18 protein-coding genes and 1 pseudogene are annotated in these 17,312 nt (G+C 66.8%); 12 read left to right on the plus strand and 7 right to left on the minus strand.

All coding sequences use genetic code 11. The annotated features are described in order from the left end of the window. The first annotated feature begins 114 nt into the window (after positions 1-114). Positions 115-594 carry a transposase gene (locus IAE58_RS07785; RefSeq protein WP_233614556.1) on the plus strand — a complete coding sequence of 160 codons (480 nt, stop codon included), beginning with the start codon at positions 115-117 and terminating at the stop codon, positions 592-594. 168 nt (positions 595-762) lie between these two features. Here the strand turns inward: IAE58_RS07785 and IAE58_RS07790 are convergent, their stop codons facing one another. Then, positions 763-1,752 carry a zinc-dependent alcohol dehydrogenase family protein gene (locus IAE58_RS07790; RefSeq protein WP_199932493.1) on the minus strand — a complete coding sequence of 330 codons (990 nt, stop codon included), beginning with the start codon at positions 1,750-1,752 and terminating at the stop codon, positions 763-765. Positions 1,753-1,869: 117 nt separating this feature from the next. Between IAE58_RS07790 and IAE58_RS07795 the strand changes: the two genes are divergently transcribed. Next, positions 1,870-2,790 (plus strand): LysR substrate-binding domain-containing protein, encoded by a 921-nt coding sequence (locus IAE58_RS07795; RefSeq protein WP_199932494.1) that lies wholly within the window; start codon positions 1,870-1,872, stop codon positions 2,788-2,790. Positions 2,791-2,824: 34 nt separating this feature from the next. Then, positions 2,825-4,243 (plus strand): serine hydrolase domain-containing protein, encoded by a 1,419-nt coding sequence (locus tag IAE58_RS07800; RefSeq protein ID WP_199932495.1) that lies wholly within the window; start codon positions 2,825-2,827, stop codon positions 4,241-4,243. On the opposite strand, the gene IAE58_RS07805 is transcribed toward IAE58_RS07800, so the two are convergent. The 4 genes from IAE58_RS07805 to IAE58_RS07820 all read right to left on the minus strand — a co-directional run bounded on the left by IAE58_RS07805 (position 4,244) and on the right by IAE58_RS07820 (position 7,339). Continuing rightward, the gene (locus IAE58_RS07805; protein WP_199932496.1) at positions 4,244-5,395 is read right to left on the minus strand and encodes an aldo/keto reductase; all 1,152 of its coding nucleotides are present in this window, start codon (positions 5,393-5,395) and stop codon (positions 4,244-4,246) included. It abuts the gene before it with no gap. A gap of 102 nt (positions 5,396-5,497) precedes the next feature. Next, the gene (locus tag IAE58_RS07810) at positions 5,498-5,893 is read right to left on the minus strand and encodes a DUF3037 domain-containing protein (protein WP_108753514.1); all 396 of its coding nucleotides are present in this window, start codon (positions 5,891-5,893) and stop codon (positions 5,498-5,500) included. After that, positions 5,871-6,647 carry a HipA family kinase gene (locus tag IAE58_RS07815; protein ID WP_199932497.1) on the minus strand — a complete coding sequence of 259 codons (777 nt, stop codon included), beginning with the start codon at positions 6,645-6,647 and terminating at the stop codon, positions 5,871-5,873. The genes IAE58_RS07810 and IAE58_RS07815 overlap by 23 nt, the downstream gene beginning before the upstream one ends. A 92-nt stretch (positions 6,648-6,739) precedes the next feature. Further along, positions 6,740-7,339, minus strand: coding sequence for a hypothetical protein (locus tag IAE58_RS07820; RefSeq protein ID WP_199932498.1), 600 nt, complete (start codon positions 7,337-7,339; stop codon positions 6,740-6,742). A 264-nt stretch (positions 7,340-7,603) separates the two neighbouring features. On the opposite strand from IAE58_RS07820, the gene IAE58_RS07825 reads away from it, so the two are divergent. The 6 genes from IAE58_RS07825 (at position 7,604) to IAE58_RS07850 (ending at position 14,940) form a co-directional block, all read left to right on the plus strand. Continuing rightward, positions 7,604-7,933, plus strand: coding sequence for a hypothetical protein (locus IAE58_RS07825; protein ID WP_108753511.1), 330 nt, complete (start codon positions 7,604-7,606; stop codon positions 7,931-7,933). A gap of 176 nt (positions 7,934-8,109) precedes the next feature. Beyond that, positions 8,110-10,572 (plus strand): prolyl oligopeptidase family serine peptidase, encoded by a 2,463-nt coding sequence (locus IAE58_RS07830; RefSeq protein ID WP_199932499.1) that lies wholly within the window; start codon positions 8,110-8,112, stop codon positions 10,570-10,572. A 139-nt stretch (positions 10,573-10,711) separates the two neighbouring features. Next, a complete protein-coding gene (locus tag IAE58_RS07835) occupies positions 10,712-11,041 on the plus strand; it encodes a hypothetical protein (protein ID WP_199932500.1) in 330 nt (109 codons plus the stop codon). A gap of 135 nt (positions 11,042-11,176) precedes the next feature. Further along, positions 11,177-13,564 (plus strand): GH92 family glycosyl hydrolase, encoded by a 2,388-nt coding sequence (locus tag IAE58_RS07840; RefSeq protein WP_199932501.1) that lies wholly within the window; start codon positions 11,177-11,179, stop codon positions 13,562-13,564. Between the two features lie 140 nt (positions 13,565-13,704). Continuing rightward, complete coding sequence (locus tag IAE58_RS07845) at positions 13,705-14,457, plus strand: SGNH/GDSL hydrolase family protein (protein ID WP_233614558.1); 753 nt, start codon at positions 13,705-13,707, stop codon at positions 14,455-14,457. A 15-nt stretch (positions 14,458-14,472) separates the two neighbouring features. Beyond that, a complete protein-coding gene (locus tag IAE58_RS07850) occupies positions 14,473-14,940 on the plus strand; it encodes a hypothetical protein (RefSeq protein ID WP_199932503.1) in 468 nt (155 codons plus the stop codon). A gap of 8 nt (positions 14,941-14,948) precedes the next feature. On the opposite strand, the gene IAE58_RS07855 is transcribed toward IAE58_RS07850, so the two are convergent. Beyond that, entirely contained in the window at positions 14,949-15,494 is a 546-nt protein-coding gene (locus IAE58_RS07855) for a thioesterase family protein (RefSeq protein ID WP_199932504.1), read from the minus strand. Positions 15,495-15,563: 69 nt separating this feature from the next. Here IAE58_RS07855 and IAE58_RS07860 point away from each other — a divergent pair, with 69 nt between their 5' ends. Then, positions 15,564-16,139, plus strand: coding sequence for a TetR/AcrR family transcriptional regulator (locus IAE58_RS07860; protein ID WP_199932505.1), 576 nt, complete (start codon positions 15,564-15,566; stop codon positions 16,137-16,139). Positions 16,140-16,163: 24 nt separating this feature from the next. Here the strand turns inward: IAE58_RS07860 and IAE58_RS07865 are convergent, their stop codons facing one another. After that, positions 16,164-16,472 carry a hypothetical protein gene (locus IAE58_RS07865; RefSeq protein ID WP_199932506.1) on the minus strand — a complete coding sequence of 103 codons (309 nt, stop codon included), beginning with the start codon at positions 16,470-16,472 and terminating at the stop codon, positions 16,164-16,166. A gap of 128 nt (positions 16,473-16,600) precedes the next feature. Here IAE58_RS07865 and IAE58_RS07870 point away from each other — a divergent pair, with 128 nt between their 5' ends. Both IAE58_RS07870 and IAE58_RS07875 read left to right on the plus strand, forming a co-directional pair. Beyond that, entirely contained in the window at positions 16,601-16,981 is a 381-nt protein-coding gene (locus IAE58_RS07870; RefSeq protein WP_199932507.1) for a VOC family protein, read from the plus strand. Beyond that, a pseudogene (locus tag IAE58_RS07875) lies at positions 16,978-17,312 on the plus strand (hypothetical protein); the annotation flags it as partial. The gene IAE58_RS07870 and the pseudogene IAE58_RS07875, both read left to right, overlap by 4 nt.

The following is a 17,312-nucleotide window of genomic DNA, read 5'->3' on the forward strand; positions in this document are numbered from 1 at the left end:
ACTTGCGTTGCGCGCGATAGTCGACCAACGGTCGACTCTACCCAGCCGGCGCCGGGTGATTTCCTTATGGGCTGACTGGCCTCACACCGATGGCAGAACACAACCACGACGGGCATGTTCAACCTCATGCCCAGTCCACAACTCCTCGTCGGCCGCCGCTCCGTCGTTGGCAATGTGTACGCCATCACGATGATCTGCAGGGATCGCCGTCCCATCTTCGAAGATCCCGACCACGCCCACATCGCAATGCAGGTACTGGACGCATTGGACCATCAAGGCCTGACCACCTCGTTCGCTTGGGTGGTCATGCCCGACCACCTGCACTGGCTCGTCCAGCTACGAGAAAAGTCACTCGGGTACTGCGTGCAGCGCTTCAAGGGACGCAGCAGTTTTCTGATCAACAGGCTGCTGAAGTGTGAGGGAGCCCTGTGGCACCCGGGCTACTACGACCATGCGATCCGCAGTGAGGAGTCACTGCGAAAACAGGCGCGCTACATCCTGGGCAATCCCGTGCGCGCGGGACTGGCAACCCGGCTGGGCGAATATCCGCATGGATGGTGCTGCTGGCCACTGGATGACAACGAAGCGGGGTAGAGTCGACCGTTGGTCGACTATCGCGCGCAGCGCGGGTGTCAGGTGGTCGCGAAAAGCCAGTCGACCAACGGTCGACTCTACCGCGCAGCGCGGGTGTCAGGTGGTCGCGAGAAGCAAGCGCTCGGCCGGCAGCAGCGACGGACCGGCGGGGTCCGTCGCCGGCGCGGGTTACAGCGTCACCACCACCTTGCCGATCTGCTCATTCGATTCAAGATAGCGGTGGGCGTCCTGGATCTGCTCGAACGGGAACACCTTGGCGATCTTCGGCACCAGCGCGCCCTTGCCCAGGCCCTCTACGATGAACGCCTTGGCGCGTTCCAGCGCAGCGTCGTCCGCAACGATTTCCGAGTAGAGATAGCCCTTCAGCGTCAGCGACTTGCCCAGCACGTTGAACAACGGGAATGGGGTGGGATCGCTGCTGAGTGCACCGTACTCCAGCAGGATGCCGCCACGGGCCATCGCCTCGGTCAGTGGCACGAACTGCGGACCGCCGATGGGGTCGAACACCACGCGCGCGCCCGCGCCGTCGGTGATGCGCGCTACTTCCGCTGCCAGGTCCTGCGCCTCGGTGGCAATGACATGGGCGGCCCCGGCATCCAGCAGCGCCTGGCGCTTGCCTGCCCCGCGGGTGACGGCGATCGGCGTTGCGCCCACCGCATTGGCGATCTGGATCGCGGCCAGGCCGACGCTGCTGCTGGCGGCGGTAATGATGACGAAATCGCCGGCGGCCAGGTGCGCCTGCTCCAGCAATGCGCCCCAGGCGGTGACGTACTGCATCCAGACCGCGGAAGCCGCTTCGAAGCCCAGCGCAGGCGGATGCTTGACGACCAGCCGTGCCGGCACGTTGGCCAGTTCGCCGTAGGTGCCCCAGCGTGCGATATCCAGCGGCGGCACCACGCTGACCGTATCGCCGGCGCTGAACCCGCGCACCGCGCTGCCCGCCGCTTCGACCACGCCAGCCGCTTCGTAGCCCAGTCGACTGGGGAACTGCGCTTCCTGCAGATAGGCACCGTTGCGGAACATCACCTCGGCGCGGTTCAGGCCGATGGCCTTCACCCGGATCTGGATCTCGTCGGCGGCGGGGGCGGGAACATCGATATCGTCGATGCGCAGCACCTCGGCGGTGCCATAGTCGTGAATACGGACAATCCTGCTCATTGGGGGCTCCAGAAATGGGAAGGGGCGCGAGCGCCAGGGAAGGGTGTCCACTGTGCGCGTGGTCGCGTCGGCAGAGAAGGGGTAATCTGGAGTTTCATTGGAAAACAATTTTTTGCAATGGACCTTATCGCGCCCCTCCGAACCTTCGACAAGGTGGCCGAGGCCGGCTCCTTCGCCGCAGCCGCCGAAGCGCTGGACCTGTCACCTCAGCTGGTGGGCAAGCACATCCAGGCGCTGGAACAGCACCTGGGCGTGCGCCTGCTCAATCGCACCACACGCAAGCAGAGCCTGACCGACTTTGGCCAGGCCTACCTGACGCGAGCACGGGTCATCCTGGAGGAGGTGGAGGGCGCCGAGCAGTTGGCCGAGGTGGCGCGCGGACGGCCGATGGGACGCCTGCGCATCAGTGCGCCAGTCACCTTTGGCGTGCACGCGCTCGGTCCAGCAGTGGTGGCCTACATGCAGCAGTACCCGGACGTGCAGGTGGACCTGAACCTGTCCAACAGCCTGGTGGACATCGTCGACGAGGGCTATGACCTGGTGTTCCGTACCGGTGACCTGGTCGATAGCGGGTTGGTGGCGCGCAGACTGGGGCCGTATCCGCTGGTGCTGTGTGCAGCCCCCGATTACCTCGCCTCGCGCCCCGCCATCGTCCATCCGAGCGATCTGAGCCGGCATGAGTGCCTGGGCTTTGCCCATTCGGTCATGCGCACACGCTGGAGCTTCCGCGGCGCCGACGACAACGTGCTGACCGTAGCAGTGTCCAGCCGCCTGCTGGTCAATCAGGCAGAACCGCTGTTGACCGCCGCGCTGGGCGGTCTGGGGCTGGTCCTGCAGCCCTATGAAATGCTGGCCCCGGCGTTGGCGCGCGGTGCACTGGTGGAGGTGCTGCCCGATTACGTACCGGTGTCGCCGTGGGTGAGCCTGGTGTACCCGCGTGATCGACAGTTGACCCCCAAGCTGCGCAGTTTCCTGGATTTCTGTCTGGCGCGCTTCAGTCCGCAGAGCATGGCTCGGCCAGGCAGCGCGATAGGCTAGGATGCGCTGACGCTCCGTTCGCGAAGGAATCGCCATGGCTGTGCGCTGTCGTCCCGCCCGCCTGCTGCAGCGGGTGCTGTGGGCTCCACTGCTTCTGGCCCTGGTTACCGCCAACGCGGCGCCACCTGCGCCCGATGCCCGCACAGCCGCCGATGACTGGCTGGCCGCGTTCAATGCCGGCAGCCTGCAGCAGCTGCAGTCCTTTGCCCAGCGCTATGCCAAGACCGAAGGCAGCACGCCACAGGACTATCTGGAATTCCGCGACTCCACCGGGCCGTTGAAGCTGTTGGAGGTACGGCAGAGCACGCCGATGCAGACCACCCTGCTGGTGCTGGGCGAGCGCAGCGAGCGCGCGCTGCTGGTGCACGCACAGATGGATCCGGCCCGTCCGGCGCAGTTGAAACAGTTCCAGCTGGAAGGTACGCCTACGCCGGAACAGTACCAGCCGGCCCGCGTTCCGCTGCCGCAGTTGATGGCCGATGCGCGTGCGAAGCTGGATGCGCTGGCGGCCCAGGATGCGCTGTCGGGCAGCGTACTGGTCGCGCAGAACGGGCGCGTGCTGTTGGAATGGACGGGTGGGCTGGCCGACCGTGCCGCGAAGACACCGGTGGCGGCGCAGACCCGCTTCCGGCTGGCCTCGTCCAACAAGATGTTCACCGCGGTGGCCATCCTGCAGCTGGTGCAGGCCGGCAAGCTTGGCCTGGATGATACGATTGGCAAACACCTGCCGGACTATCCGAACACATCCGTTGCCGGAACGGTGAGCGTGCGGCAGCTGCTGAACCACACCAGCGGCCTGGGCGACTTCTTCGCGGATGATTTCGATCAGTACTCGGCCTCACTGAAGACGCTGGACGACTACGTGCAGCGTTTCGCCAAGGACGCACCGCATTTCACCCCGGGCAGCCAGGACAGCTACTCGAACTACGGGTTCATCGTGCTCGGGCGCCTCATCGAGGCGGTGTCCGGCCAGTCGTACTACGACTATGTGGATGCGCACATCCTGCGTCCGGCAGGCATGACCGGCACCGGCTTCGAGCCGGAAGCGGTGGACGTTCCAAAGCGTGCGGTCGCCTACACCCGGGTGGATGGGCAGTGGGCGCGCGAGACGAAGACGCTGCCCTGGCGTGGCATGTCCGCCGGCGGCGGCTACAGCACCACCGGCGACATGCTGAAGTTTTGCGAGGCGCTGCGCAACGGCACCCTGCTTGCACCTGCATTGTTGCAGCAGGCCACGCGCGCACAGAACCACAAGAGCTGGTATGGCTACGGCTTCGTGGTGCAGGGGCAAGGCCGCCAGCGCCAGTACGGGCACGAGGGCGGCGCACCCGGGTCGAACAGTGCCATCGTGGTGCTGCCCGAGCAGGGTTACGTGGTGATCGGACTGGCCAACGTCGATCCGGACGCGGTGGGCAATGTGGTCAATTACATCGCCCGGCGCCTGCCGCTTTGATCAACGCTTGCCGGGCACCGGCGCATCGGCGGCAATCAGTTTTTCCTGCTTCAGCTCGGCCCAGAAATCGGCGGGAATGGCGATGGCCATCGAGGCCACGTTCGCCTGCACCTGTTCGGCGCTGCGCGCACCGGGAATGATCGAGGAAACCACCTCGGGCGCATCGGCAAACTGCAGGGCCGCAGTGCGCAAGTCGATGCCGTGGCGTTCGCAGATGGCGGCCATGCGCGCACGCTTTGCCGGTGCCCAGTCGGGAATCGGGCTGCCGTACAGGTAGCGCTCGCGGCCGGTCAGATAGCCGGCCAGCAGGGGTGAACCGACCATCACCGACACGCCTTTCTCGGCCAGCTTCGGGAAGGTGTCGTGCAGGGTGGCTTCGTGGTCCAGCAGCGAGTACTGGCAGGCCAGCAGCATGATGTCCGGATCGGCTTCAGCCACCGCGCGCAGGGCGGGCTGCGGCCGATTCACCCCGAAGCCCCAGGCCTTGATCAGCCCTTCCTCGCGCATGCGCGTCAGCTCGGGCATGGCGCCCTTCAGGGCCTCGGCGAAGCGTTGTTCCCAGGGCATGCCCAGGTCGGTGTTCTCGGGCGAAAGATCATGGATCAGCACGATATCCAGCTGCGCCACGCCCAGCCGGTTCAGGCTGTCTTCCACCGAACGTCGGGTGCCGGCCGCGGAATAGTCGTAGGCGTAGCGGAACGGTGCCGGGTCGTGCCAGTTGGTTTTCTGCAGCGGTCCAGCGGTGCCGGTCAGCAGGCGGCCGGTCTTGCTGGACAGGGTGTACTGGTCCGGCACATGGGTGTGCAGCTCGCGGCCCATGCGTCGTTCGCTCAGGCCCAATCCGTACCACGGCGATGTGTCGAACGTGCGGATGCCCGCCGCCCACGCGGCGGCCATGGTGGCCTGTGCGGCCGCATCGGTGGTGGGCGCCAGACTGCCGCCCAGCGGTGCCCCGCCCAGTCCCAGGCGGGTCTGCGGGCGATAGCGACCACCTGCCTGCGGCGGGTTGCGGGCCAACGTGGCCCCGGGGCGCGGGGTGCCGCGGGTCGGCAGCACGCTGCCCGGCGCAGGCGATTGCGCGAACAGCGGTGCGGTGGCCGAGAGTGCGGCCGCAGCGGCGGCCAGGGAAAGGAAGCGGCGTCGTGAGGTCACGTCAGTCTCCTGTGCGGAAGGCGGGCGGGTGTCTCGCAGAGCCGGTTCACTGTACCGCGCAGGTGTGTCGGGCGCGTTCACGCGCGGCGCCCGTTCGCACGCTCAGCGCTGCGGCACCCGCACCATCCTGTTCATCAGGTGCTCCACCACGCCGGCCGGATCGGCGCTGCGGCCCACGTGCGTGCTGGACATCTGCACGATGGAGCTGCGCTTGGCGGTGAGAAAATGGAAACGCGCGCGCGCGGGCAGCTGCGCGATCGGGCCCGCGTTGGCGTCGCCGCGGCAGATCGCCACGATTGCATCCAGCCAGGGCTGCAGCGCGTCCTGGTCGAGTGCGGGCGCGAACGCGTGCATGCGCGCCGGGTCGATCTCGATGGCCGCTTCCAGATGGCGAGCGCCGGGGCAGGAGACGATCACCCCGACGTTGATGAATTCTTCGCGCTCCACCCGCGGTACCACGCGGATGACCGCATAGTCATACGTGTGCAGCGTTGGCACGGATGGCCTCCTGCACGAACACGGCACGTACCTTCAGGCGGTGCTTGAGATAGTTGATATAGCCCTGGCGGTAGGCCTGCGGGCTGTCGAAGGCGGGCTCGTTTACCAGCCAGCTATCCGGTACCAGACCGACGATGCGTTCGATCTCCGCATCGGGAAGGCGCGCGGCCAGTTCGGCGTCCACCTCGGCGATGCGGCTGGCGAAGGACAGCAGCACATGGTCGCGGATCAGCGCGAACGGCTTCTCGCAGGCATCGGCGGCGTTGTCCCAGTCGTGGTGGAAGTACATCGCCGCACCGTGGTCGATCAGGTACAGCTTGCGGTGCCAGACCATCAGGTTGGGGTTGCGCGTGGTGCGGTCCACATTGCTGGTGAAGGCATCGAACCAGACGATGCGCGAGGCCAGGTCCGCATCGACCGGCATGGCCGCCGGGTCGTAGTTGATCGCGCCGGGCAGGTAGTCCAGGCCCAGGTTCAGGCCCTCGCTGGCGCGGATCAGGTCCTGGATCTCCGGGTCCGGTTCGGTGCGGGCGAATTCGCTGTCCAGCTCCACAAACAGGATTTCCGGAATCGGCAGGCCCACGCTGCGGGCCATCTCGCCGGCGATCAGCTCAGCAATCAGGGCCTTGGGCCCCTGGCCGGCGCCGCGGAACTTGAGCACGGCCATGCCGTCGTCGTCGGTTTCGACCACGGCGGGCAGGGAACCCCCTTCGCGGAGTGGGGTGATGTAACGGAGGGCATGGACGGTGCGCATGCGCGCATTCTAGCGTGGCGTGTGGAGGGGGCGCCGGATGTTCTTCCGGCGTGCCTTTCCGCGGCGCCCGCAGTGGGCCTGCCGCCCGCACCCTATTGCACGCTCACCAGACGAACGCAGTCGTGCATTGTCTGGCCATTGGCTGCGGAGTTTTCTGGGACAGTGTCCACCTTGATGCTCAGCTGCGCCCGCTCAAATCGGTGGTAGATGGTCCGGCCGTGCTCGCCGCGCACCGTCTCTTGGTTAAAGCCGGCAGCATAAAGCGCAGAGGCAAATCGGTTGAAGTCCACCTGGCAGATGGCCGTGGCCGGCGAGCTTCGCTGCGGACGGGTGTCGATGAAGTTCAGATCCAGTCGCGCGTCTGGCGTGCCAGCCTGTTTCACTTCCAGGCCATAGCTCCACTCGGGGGTGAGCGCGCGACCGTAGCCGAAGTGACCCGGTCCGAAGGTAAGGGCGGGCTCATGCAATGCGGCGGATACGCGCTCGATGGTCAGGTCGCTTGCGGTGGTTGCGGTCTGGATGAGATCCATCAGGCGCAACAGCAACTGTTCGGCGTCCAGTGGTGCATCAGGCAGGCTGTCCACGCCGATTTCCAGCCTGCTGCCGGGATGCTGGTCAGTCGGCGTGCGATCTGTGGTGTAACCGCTGGCACTGAGCGTGGCTGCCGAAAGCAGGAGGGTCCACGATCGCATGAATGCGTGCCTGGGCGTGCGCGTTCCTTGCGTGATGAAGGCTGACCGTAGGGGCAGCCCGGTGAAACACAGGTTAAGCGCAACAGCCGGTGCGGAACACTGCGGCCGTTCAGAACTGAGACCCGATCTTCACTTCTCCCTGCCGCAGCCAATGGCAGCATCCAGCTGTGGGGAGACTGAACCGGCCAGGATGGCCGTGGTGTACGCAAGCTGCCATCCTTCAAGCGTTTCCACGATGTACTTGCAGGCTTTGGAGGTGCACCGATGAGCGACGAATCCATTCCCATGCTGCCGCCACTGGACAACGCCAAGGCGCGGCAGATGATCGGCAAGGTGGTTCTGGTTGGCATCACCCGTTATGGCGGGGATGGCCAGATGCGCGATCAGCAGCAGTATTCAGGCACCGTGCTGCGCATCAGCGCCGAAGAAGGCGTGGTGCTGGCCGACGAGGACGATGGCCACGAGCATTATCTGCCGCCGATGCTGGACCAGTACCGGCCGGCCGAGCCGGGTGAGTACCAGCTGCGCACCGGGGGCGCCATCGTGGTGGACCCCGATTACCTGACCACGTGGGATCTGCACGCCCAGCAGTGAGCCCTGTCCTTTGTTCGCCGGGCAGGGCCCGGCGCTACCGGAGGTTGCCAACGCCCGTGGTAGCGACGGGCCATGCCCGGCGTGCATTGCTTCCGGCCCATGGACGGGCAGGGCAGGGGTGATAGATTCGGTGCATGCCCATAGCACGGGCACCGGATCGAACCCAGGGGTTGAGGATGCTCATTCGTCGTACGTCACTGGCAGCGGCCATCGCCGTTGCTTACTTTGGCCTGCTGGCCGCCGGCCCGGCACTTGCCGACTACGCAAAGCCGCCAGAACAACTGCTCAAGGTGCTGAAGGCACCGCCGCCGCCGGTTCCCAGCGTGGACCCCAGCGGCCAGCGCCTGTTGCTGACCACCGCACAGACCTATCCGTCCATCGCCCGCGTGGCTCAGCCCTACCTGAAGCTGGCCGGCGTGCGTCTGGAGCCGAAGAACCGCAGCCGCCATGACACTCCCGGTGGTTACGGCATTCCGGCCTGCGTGGCCGACTTCAGCGTGGTCGAGATTGCCAGCGGCAAGACCACCCCGGTGACGCTGCCGCAGGGCTGCGCCGGTGGCGCGCAGTGGTCGGCCGATGGCCGCCATTTCGCGTTCCAGAATGCGGTGACTGACAGCGTGCAGTTGTGGGTGGGCGACGCCGCCACCGGCCAGGTCAAGCAGGTGCCGGGCGTGCAGCTGAACCCGATCTTCGGCAGCACCGTGCAGTGGCTGGGCGGCAGCAACAACCTGCTGGTGAAGCTGGTGCCGGCCAACCAGGGCGCCGCGCCGTCCAACGGCGGCGTGCCGACCGGTCCGGATGCACAGGAATCGCTGGGCAGCAGTGGCGAAAGCAGCACCTACGAAGCCCGCGATACGCTCACCAGCGTGCACGATGAAAAGCTGTTCGCGTACTACGGGGCTTCGCAGCTGGCCGTGGTCGACACCGCCAGCGGCCAGGTGCGCCCGGTGGGCAGCGCCGCCATCTTCAACGACGTCAGCGCCGCGCCCGATGGCGTGCACGTGCTGACCGAATCGATCAAGCCGCCGTTCTCGCATGCGGTCACCTACCAGCGCTTCGCCAACGATGTGGCGGTGCTGGACATCACCAGTGGCAAGACCACCGCCATCGCCAGCCTGCCGCTGGCCGACCGCGTGCCGGTGCACGGCGTGCCGGAAGGTCCGCGTGGTTTCGACTGGCGCTCCACCGATCCGGCCACCCTGGTCTATGCCGAAGCGCTGGACAAGGGCGACTGGAAGGTGACCGTGCCGCACCGCGACCGCGTGCTGATGCTGAAGGCGCCCTTCAACGGCAAGCCGGTGGAGATCGCGCGCACCGCGCAGCGGTTCGAAGGCCTGGCCTGGTCGGCCGACCCGGCCGTGTCGTTCCTGTTCGAGAATGACGAGAACCGGCACTGGGTGCAGACCCGCATCGTCGATGTCGACCAGCCGAAGAAGGCCGGTCGCCTGCTGTGGGACATGTCCAGCGATGAGCTGTACGGCGATCCGGGCAACCTGGTGTTCAAGCGTCTGCCCAACGGGGCAGCCGTGGTGCGCCAGGACGGCAATTTCGTGTTCCTGCGCGGGCAGGGTGCTTCGCCGCAGGGTGACCGCCCGTTCCTGGACCGGCTGGACCTGGGCTCGCTGAAGAGCGAGCGCCTGTTCCGCAGCGATGCCGATGCCTACGAGCAGTTCCTTGGTTTCAGCAACACGCCCGGCCGCTACCTGACCTGGCACCAGTCGGTGATGGACCCGCCGAATGCCTTCGTGCGCCAGCAGGGCGAAGCCGTGGCCGCTGCGAAAGAAGGCGAGGCGCAGTTCGCCTCCACTGCTACCGCACTGACCACGCTGACCGACCCGACCCCGGAAGTGCGGCAGATCAAGAAGCAGCTGGTGACCTACAAGCGCGCCGATGGCGTGGATCTGTCCTTCACCCTGTACACCCCGCCGGGCTACAAGGAAGGCCAGCGCGTGCCGGCCATCCTGTATGCCTACCCGGCTGACTTCGCCAATGCCGCGCAGGCCGGCCAGGTGTCCGGTTCGCAGCAGACCTTCACCCGCCTGCAGCCATACCGGCTGATGCTGCTGGCCGGTTACGCGATCATCGACAACGCCTCGTTCCCGATCGTCGGCGATCCCAAGACCGCCTATGACACCTACCTGGAGCAGCTGGAAGCCGACGCCAAGGCGGCGGTGGACAAGGCCGTGGACATGGGCGTGGTCGACCGCAACCGTATCGGTGTGACCGGCCACAGCCACGGCGGTCTGATGACGGCCAACCTGATCGCCCACACCAACCTGTTCAAGGCCGGCGTAGCCACCAGCGGTTCGTACAACAAGACCTTTACCCCGTTCGGCTTCCAGAACGAGCGTCGCTCGGTGTGGCAGGCGCAGGACGTATACCTGAAGGCCTCGCCGTTCTTCTACGCCGACAAGATCAAGCTGCCGCTGCTGCTGGTACACGGCGAGGACGATGCCAACCCGGGCACCGAACCGTTCCAGTCGCGCAAGCTGTACCAGGCGATCCGTGGCAATGGCGGTACCACCCGCCTGGTGATGCTGCCCAATGAGCCGCACTGGTACACCGCGCTCGAATCCAACGAACAGCTGGTCTCGGAAATGCTGAACTGGTTCGACACCTACGTGAAAAACGCCCGGTAGAGTCGAGCTTGCTCGACTGCCTTTGTAGAGTCGAGCCATGCTCGACTGCCGTAAACAGGGCCGCCCCAGGGCGGCCCTTCTTGTAGAGTCGAGCCATGCTCGACTGCCCTGCTCACCACGAATGCTCATGAGAAAGGCTGTGCGGAAAATCTCAGGATGGGGATGGCTGCTGATCGGCCTGTTGTCCAGCGGCACCGCCGCCGTGGGCTGCACCGCGCTGGGCCGGTTTGCGATCCCGCAGTTCGTTGAGCGGTTTGCCGAAGCGGGCCAGCCGCTGCCGCTGATTACCCAACTGTTTGCCAGCAGTTACGGGCTGGCCTGGCTGGGTCCAGCGCTGGTGGTTGCCGCCTGGCTGGCAGGACGGGCGCGGCTGTCGGCGCTGATCGGCAGCGTGGCGGTGATGCTGGCAACTCCGCTCGCCCTGTTTGCCGCCTACCTGCCGTTGTTCAAGCTGGGCACGTTGTACTGATCGGCGCGCGGCCGATGGCCGCGATCGTGACCGGGTACCGCCAACCATGACCTACGGCCCGTCGCAGGGCGCTTCGGCGCGTACTACCCTCGGTGGTTCAAGGCACGTGCGTGCCTCCTTCCACCGGAGTTGTCGATGTCACGTTCGTTGCTGGCCGTTGCTACGGGTGTGCTGACCCTGTGCCCGCTGCCGCTGCTGGCCGCCAGGGCGCCCGCGCACGACCTGGCCGCCGAGGTCAACCCTTTCATCGGCACCACCAACGCCGGCAACGTCTACCCAGGGCCCACGGTGCCCTTCGGCATGGTGGCCTTCAGCCCGGAAATGACCGCGCTGCCGGGCAAGCGGTTTCCCATCGCCGCCCCCGGTGGCTACGAGTGGCGCAGCAACGGCGTGCGCGGTTTCAGCCTGACCCACGTCAACGGAACCGGCTGTACCGGTGCCAGCGGCGATATTCCGCTGATGCCGGTCACGCTGCCGGTAGAGCTGTCGCCGTCGTCAGCCGATGCCGGCATGCGTTACACCAGCCTGCTGGACCACCGCAAGGAATCGGCCAGCCCCGGCGCCTACACACTCACCCTGGACAACGGGGTGGCGGTCAGCCTGGCGGCCACGGCGCGCACCGCGGTCGGCCAGTTCCAGTTCCCGGCCGACAAGCCGGCCAACCTGCTGTTCCGCACCTCCGACAGCGAAGTGGGCAGCAGCGATTCAACCGTCATCATCGACCCGGCCACGCGCACCGTGCGCGGTTCGGTCACCAGCGGCAACTTCTGCGGCTATCTGGCCGAAGACCGCCGCGAGAGTTACTACACCCTGCATTTCGTGGCCGAGTTCGACCAGCCCTTCGAGGTGGGGGGCACCTGGCGCGATGACACCGTGCAGGCCGGCGCACACGAGGGTGGCGGCGGCACCACCTATGGCAGCAAGGGCCACCCACCGGCCGGCAAGGGCGCGGGTGGCTGGATCAGTTTCGATGCCACGCGCACGCCGGTGGTGACCGCACGCATCGGCATTTCCTACGTGGATGAAGCCGGCGCGCGGGCCAACCTGCGCCGCGAGAGTCCGCAGGGCACCACCGTGGCCGCTACCCAGGCCGCCACTCGAGCGAAGTGGAATGACCTGCTGGGCCAGGTGCGGGTGCAGGGTGGCACGCCCGATGAGCGGACCGTGTTCTACACCGCGCTGTACCACGCCATGCTGGCGCCCAACCTGCACAGCGATGCCGACGGGCGTTACCGCGGCATGGACGGCAGGGTGCATGCGCTGGCCAAGCGGCAGCAGGCGCAGTACGCCAATTACTCGGGCTGGGATGTCTATCGCTCGCAGCTGCAGCTGCTGACCCTGCTGCAGCCGCAGGTAGGCTCGGACGTGGCGCAGTCCCTGCTCAACCAGGCCGACCAGAACGGCGGGGTGTGGGATCGCTGGACCCACATCACCGGCGCCACTGGTGTGATGAACGGTGATCCATCGCCGCCGTCGGTGGCGGCCATCCATGCGTTCGGCGGGCGCAGCTTTGATCTGCAGCGCGCCTACGCGTCGCTTAAAAAGGCCGCGACCGTTCCGACCGCGCGCGATCTCGACACGCGTGGTTGCCCGGTGCTGTGCGTGGGCCAGCGCCCGGGCCTGGACCAGTGGCTGGCGCTGAACTACATGCCCGAAGGGGCGCCGGGGTGGGGGAGTGCGGCCGATACGCTGGAAATGGTCAGCGCCGATTTCGGCCTGTCCGAACTAGCGCAGGCGGCCGGCGATGTGCAGGGGGCGCGCCAGTTCCGTGAGCGCTCCGGTTGGTGGCGCAATCTGTACAACCCGAAGGCCACCGCGCAGCAGGGCTACATCCAGCCGCGCAATGCAGATGGCAGCTGGCCGGCGTTCGACCCGGCCGCCGACGAAGGTTTTGTCGAAGGCAGCGGTGCGCAGTACCTGTGGATGGTGCCGTTCGATCCCGCCGGCCTGTTCGCAGCATTGGGGGGCCGCGAAGCCAGCATCGCGCGGCTCGATGCGTTCTTCCGCAAGCCCGACGGTACATGGGCGGTGACCAAGTCCGGCCCGCTGCACGCCGAACTGGACAACGAACCGTCCATCGCCGCGCCGTGGCTGTACAACTTCCTCGGCCAGCCGTGGAAGACCCAGGAAACCGTGCAGCAAGCGATGCGCCAGATCTGGACCAACACCCCCGAGGGCATGCCCGGCAACGATGACCTTGGCCAGATGTCGTCGTGGTACGTGTGGTCGGCGCTGGGCCTGTACCCGGTGTACCCGGGTCGCGCGGACCTGGTGATCGGCAGCCCGCTGTTCACCGAAGTGGTGATCACCCGCCCGGGCGCGAAGATCGTGGTGCGTGCGCGCGGCGCAGCGATGGATGCGCCCTACGTGCAGTCGCTGCGGGTGAACGGCAGGGCCAGCAACGCAAGCTGGCTGCCGTCCAGCTTCGTGCAGCGCGGCGGCACCTTGGACTTCGAGCTGGGTAGCACCAAGAACGAGCAGTGGGGCGCGCAGGACGTCCCGCCTTCGCACGGCCCCCGCTGATCCACGCCGTGCGTGGATGACGCGCTACCCAACCGTGCTAGCCTCACCGTGCAACAGGCAATCGGCAGCCGGAGCCTCCGGGAACAACCATGATCCAGTTTCTACGCGCGCGCTGCTGCGCCTCCGCAGTGGTCCTCGCAATGAGCGCCACCTGCGCACAGGCGCAGCCACCCGTGGCGATCAACCCATTGCTGGTGAAGCCCGTGGACCAGGTCGGCCCGGATGAGGTGCGCTTCATGCAGCAGCGCCTTGCCGACTGGCCCGATCTGGGCCGCTACCGTGAAGCCAACGCGCGCCTGCCCGCCAAGCAGGCCGGCGTGCCGCGCGTGCTGTTCTTCGGCGATTCCATAACCCAGGGCTGGGGCGAAAAGGATCCTGCGGCGTTCTTCCCCGGAAAGGGCTATCTCAACCGGGGCATCAGCGGCCAGACCACGCCGCAGATGGTGCTGCGCTTCAGCCAGGATGTCATTGCGCTGCAGCCGGATGTGGTGGTCATCCTCGCCGGAACCAACGATATTGCGGGCAATACCGGGCCCAGCACGCAGGCGATGATCGAGGACAACCTGCATGCGATGGTGGACCTGGCGCGTGCTCACGGCATTGCCGTGGTGCTGTCCTCGGTGCTGCCGGTGAGCGAGTATCCCTGGATGCCCGGCATCGCGCCTGCAACCAAGGTGCGCGCTGTGAACGCCGCGCTCAAGCAGTACGCCGACGCGCAGGGGCTGGTGTATCTGGACTATTACTCGGCCATGGCCAATGCAGCGGGTGGACTGGATCCGGCATTGGCGGCCGATGGCGTGCACCCCACCGCACAGGGCTATGCCGTGATGGCCCCACTGGCCGAGCGCGCCATCAAGCGTGCGCTGGCAACCACAGCGCGTGCCACCCCCTGAGTGCATGCGCTGACGATGGCGGCAGTCTCCAACAAGGTCATCGAGACCGTGGCGCGCGCCGTGTTCAAGCGCAGCCCGGTGCTGGTCACTGAACTCTATTCAAGCGCCGGCGAGCAGCCGCGCCGCTACGATTCCGCCGAGGACCTGTGCGAGCACGGCAGGGCGTTGCAGTGGGTATCTGGCGGCATGCTGCTGATCGGCGTGCACTACGCGGACATGGGGGGCAGCGTGCGTACACGGCCCTTCGGCACGGGGCGCGGTGAATCCGCGCGCGCCACGGTGTCCGGCTGGGGACTGATCTCGATCCTGCTGCCGATGGCCATCGATGCGAACGTCAGCGCGAGAGTGCAGGCCCTGACCGAGCGGGCCGCACTGGCCCGCGAGCGCGGCGCGCTGGAAGTCCCTCCGGTGTGCGACTGGAACTGGAAGGCGGTCGATTCACACAAGCGCCGCCTGCAGGATGTGCTCAGAAAGGCGCTCTAGGCTACCGCTCAGCCTTCGTCGCGTTTAAGCGCCGCATCGGCGGCCAGCAGTGCTTCGGCGGCCGTACTCAGGGCCGGCGAGGGCGGCGTATCGCTGCCAATGGCCGCCATCATCCGCTCCACGCCCACGAAGCTGCGCGCGCGGCGGTCGTAGATGCCGGTGACCAGCAGCGCGCGGGTGGCGACCTTCTGCTCCGGCCCGATCAGCACGCGCTGTTCCATGATCACCCGCGTGCCGACCCAGCCGGCCAGTCGTGTTTCCAACGTGTAGCGCTGGAATGGCCGCAGTTCGCGGCGAAACTGGATGGTGCCGGCACCGACGATGGGGGCCCATTTCTCACGCAGCGCCACCTTGCCCAGGCCCATGCGCAGGATCAGGTCCAGCCGGCCCAGATCGAAGATGTTCCAGTAGCGGCCATTGGTCATGTGCAGGTTGCTGTCCAGATCGTTGGGCAGCACGCGGAACTGCAGGCGTGACACCCCGAACGGGGCGTCCAGGCGCGGGCGGAACAGGCTGCACAGCAGCAGGTGGAGCAGGCGGAACCAGAGATTCATGGCTATGACGACTGTTATAGAACGGGCGTTACGCTAATCTATGACGACTGTCCTAGCAAGGAGCGCAGCATGAGCCCACGCGCGAGCGATGCCCCCCAGCGTGTGATCGACGCGGCGGCCCAGATGCTGGCGCGGGTGGGGCTCAATGCCACCAGCATCCGTGAGGTGACCAAGCTGGCCGATGCGCCGCTGGGGTCGACCTATCACCATTTCCCGGGCGGCAAGCAGGAACTGCTGGCCAAAGCCACCACCATGGCGGGCGACAGGGTGGAGGCGCTGCTGCTGGAATTGCTGCGTGACGGCGCCGTACCTGGCCTGGAGCGATTCCTGGCCATGTGGCGCGAGCGCCTGCTGCGCTCGCAGTTCCGCGCTGGCTGCCCGGTGCTGGCCGCAGCGGTTGAAGAGCCCGTAGAGGCGGTTTCCAGCCAACCCCGCGCAGCGGCGGCCGAGGTGTTCGCGCGCTGGCAAGGCCATCTTGCCCAGGCCTTCGTCGGCGACGGTCATGCGCCGGAACAGGCTGCCGGCTTGGCCAGCCTGGTCATCGCCAGCGTGGAAGGTGCGGTGGCGATGAGCCGCGCGCTGCAGGACATCGCCCCGTTCGATCAGGTGACAGAGCACCTGCTGAAGGCGGCGCGCGCAGGCTGAGCCGTCGGCGGGTTGAACAGGGCGCTACTTGAACAGCATGTACAGCCAGCCGAGCAGTACCGGAACTACCACCGAAACGATCGATGCCGCCAGCCAGTACAGGTAGCTGACCGAGGCCGGCAGGCCTTGCCGTTTCAGCGCCCAGGCATGCAGCGGCAGCACCAGCAGGGCTTGTACGACAAGGGCAGCCAATGCCGCCATCCAGAGCAGGATGACCCCCAGGCAGCCGTCGCTGAAACAGTAGGTGGCTGCCCACGATCCCCAGCCGGCGAGGCCGATCATCGGCACGAAGAGAATGAAGGCGAGGGGGCGGGTGAACTGGCGGGCCTGCATGCCGTGCAACGTCCTGTGTCCGGGCGGCCACGATAGCGGCCCCGCGGCGCCAGCGCCATGCCGCAGCCACATGTTTCGCGGTTAGAATCGGCCATCACCACCACCGCGTGCCCGGCAAGGATGTCCGCATGCTGCACCATCTCTCTCTGGGTGTCCTTGATCTGGATGCCGCCGCGCGTTTCTACGATGCCGCACTGGCGGCGCTCGGCTTCCGTCGCGTGTTCGACGACGACGAGGCGATCGGCTACGGCCTGATCGATGGTGAAGACATCCTGTGCCTGAAACAGCGTGACGATGCGCTGGCGCCCGGGCCGGGCTTCCATCTTGCGTTTGCCGCACCATCGCGCGAGGCCGTGGATGCATTCCATGCAGCGGCGCTGGCCACGGGCGGGCGTGACAACGGTGCCCCCGGGCTGCGCACCGATTATGGCGACCATTACTACGCCACCTTTGTTGCCGACCCGGATGGTCATCGCATCGAGGCCGTCTACAAGGGAGCAACGCCTTGACCAAGCACGGCCGATTCAACGCACGTGCGTTGAAGCTGCCCATCACCCGCCGCGGTGAAGTGCTGAGCGCGCGCCGGCAGCTGCAGCGCAACGGTTGGCCGCGCCAGCAGATGGCGGTGATCGTGCTGCTGACCGGCGCGGCCGGCTTCCTGGCCGCGCATGCGTTGCGCGTGGCGGGTGTGGACATGATGCTGCTGCGCTACCCGCTGGCGGTGCTGCTGGCGTACGGCGTGTTCCTGCTGCTGATGTGGCTGTGGATCCGCTGGCGCTGGGATGCCGTCGATGGCGCGCCGGATGTCGGTGGCGGCGGTGGTTCGGGGCGGGATGGGCA

Origin of the sequence: Stenotrophomonas sp. S49, assembly GCF_016624905.1 — a bacterium.
In the GTDB taxonomy this organism is placed as follows: Bacteria; Pseudomonadota; Gammaproteobacteria; order Xanthomonadales; family Xanthomonadaceae; genus Stenotrophomonas.

Excerpts from the sequence above, each read along its gene's own strand:
- IAE58_RS07830 (WP_199932499.1), top strand. The coding sequence starts at position 8,110 with ATGCTCATTCGTCGTACGTCACTGGCAGCGGCCATCGCCGTTGCTTAC.
- IAE58_RS07860 (WP_199932505.1), top strand. The coding sequence starts at position 15,564 with ATGAGCCCACGCGCGAGCGATGCCCCCCAGCGTGTGATCGACGCGGCG.
- IAE58_RS07855 (WP_199932504.1), bottom strand. The coding sequence starts at position 15,494 with ATGAATCTCTGGTTCCGCCTGCTCCACCTGCTGCTGTGCAGCCTGTTC.
- IAE58_RS07865 (WP_199932506.1), bottom strand. The coding sequence starts at position 16,472 with ATGCAGGCCCGCCAGTTCACCCGCCCCCTCGCCTTCATTCTCTTCGTG.
- IAE58_RS07815 (WP_199932497.1), bottom strand. The coding sequence starts at position 6,647 with ATGCGCACCGTCCATGCCCTCCGTTACATCACCCCACTCCGCGAAGGG.
- IAE58_RS07845 (WP_233614558.1), top strand. The coding sequence starts at position 13,705 with ATGAGCGCCACCTGCGCACAGGCGCAGCCACCCGTGGCGATCAACCCA.
- IAE58_RS07795 (WP_199932494.1), top strand. The coding sequence starts at position 1,870 with ATGGACCTTATCGCGCCCCTCCGAACCTTCGACAAGGTGGCCGAGGCC.
- IAE58_RS07820 (WP_199932498.1), bottom strand. The coding sequence starts at position 7,339 with ATGCGATCGTGGACCCTCCTGCTTTCGGCAGCCACGCTCAGTGCCAGC.
- IAE58_RS07825 (WP_108753511.1), top strand. The coding sequence starts at position 7,604 with ATGAGCGACGAATCCATTCCCATGCTGCCGCCACTGGACAACGCCAAG.
- IAE58_RS07850 (WP_199932503.1), top strand. The coding sequence starts at position 14,473 with ATGGCGGCAGTCTCCAACAAGGTCATCGAGACCGTGGCGCGCGCCGTG.
- IAE58_RS07840 (WP_199932501.1), top strand. The coding sequence starts at position 11,177 with ATGTCACGTTCGTTGCTGGCCGTTGCTACGGGTGTGCTGACCCTGTGC.
- IAE58_RS07785 (WP_233614556.1), top strand. The coding sequence starts at position 115 with ATGTTCAACCTCATGCCCAGTCCACAACTCCTCGTCGGCCGCCGCTCC.
- IAE58_RS07800 (WP_199932495.1), top strand. The coding sequence starts at position 2,825 with ATGGCTGTGCGCTGTCGTCCCGCCCGCCTGCTGCAGCGGGTGCTGTGG.
- IAE58_RS07790 (WP_199932493.1), bottom strand. The coding sequence starts at position 1,752 with ATGAGCAGGATTGTCCGTATTCACGACTATGGCACCGCCGAGGTGCTG.
- IAE58_RS07870 (WP_199932507.1), top strand. The coding sequence starts at position 16,601 with ATGCTGCACCATCTCTCTCTGGGTGTCCTTGATCTGGATGCCGCCGCG.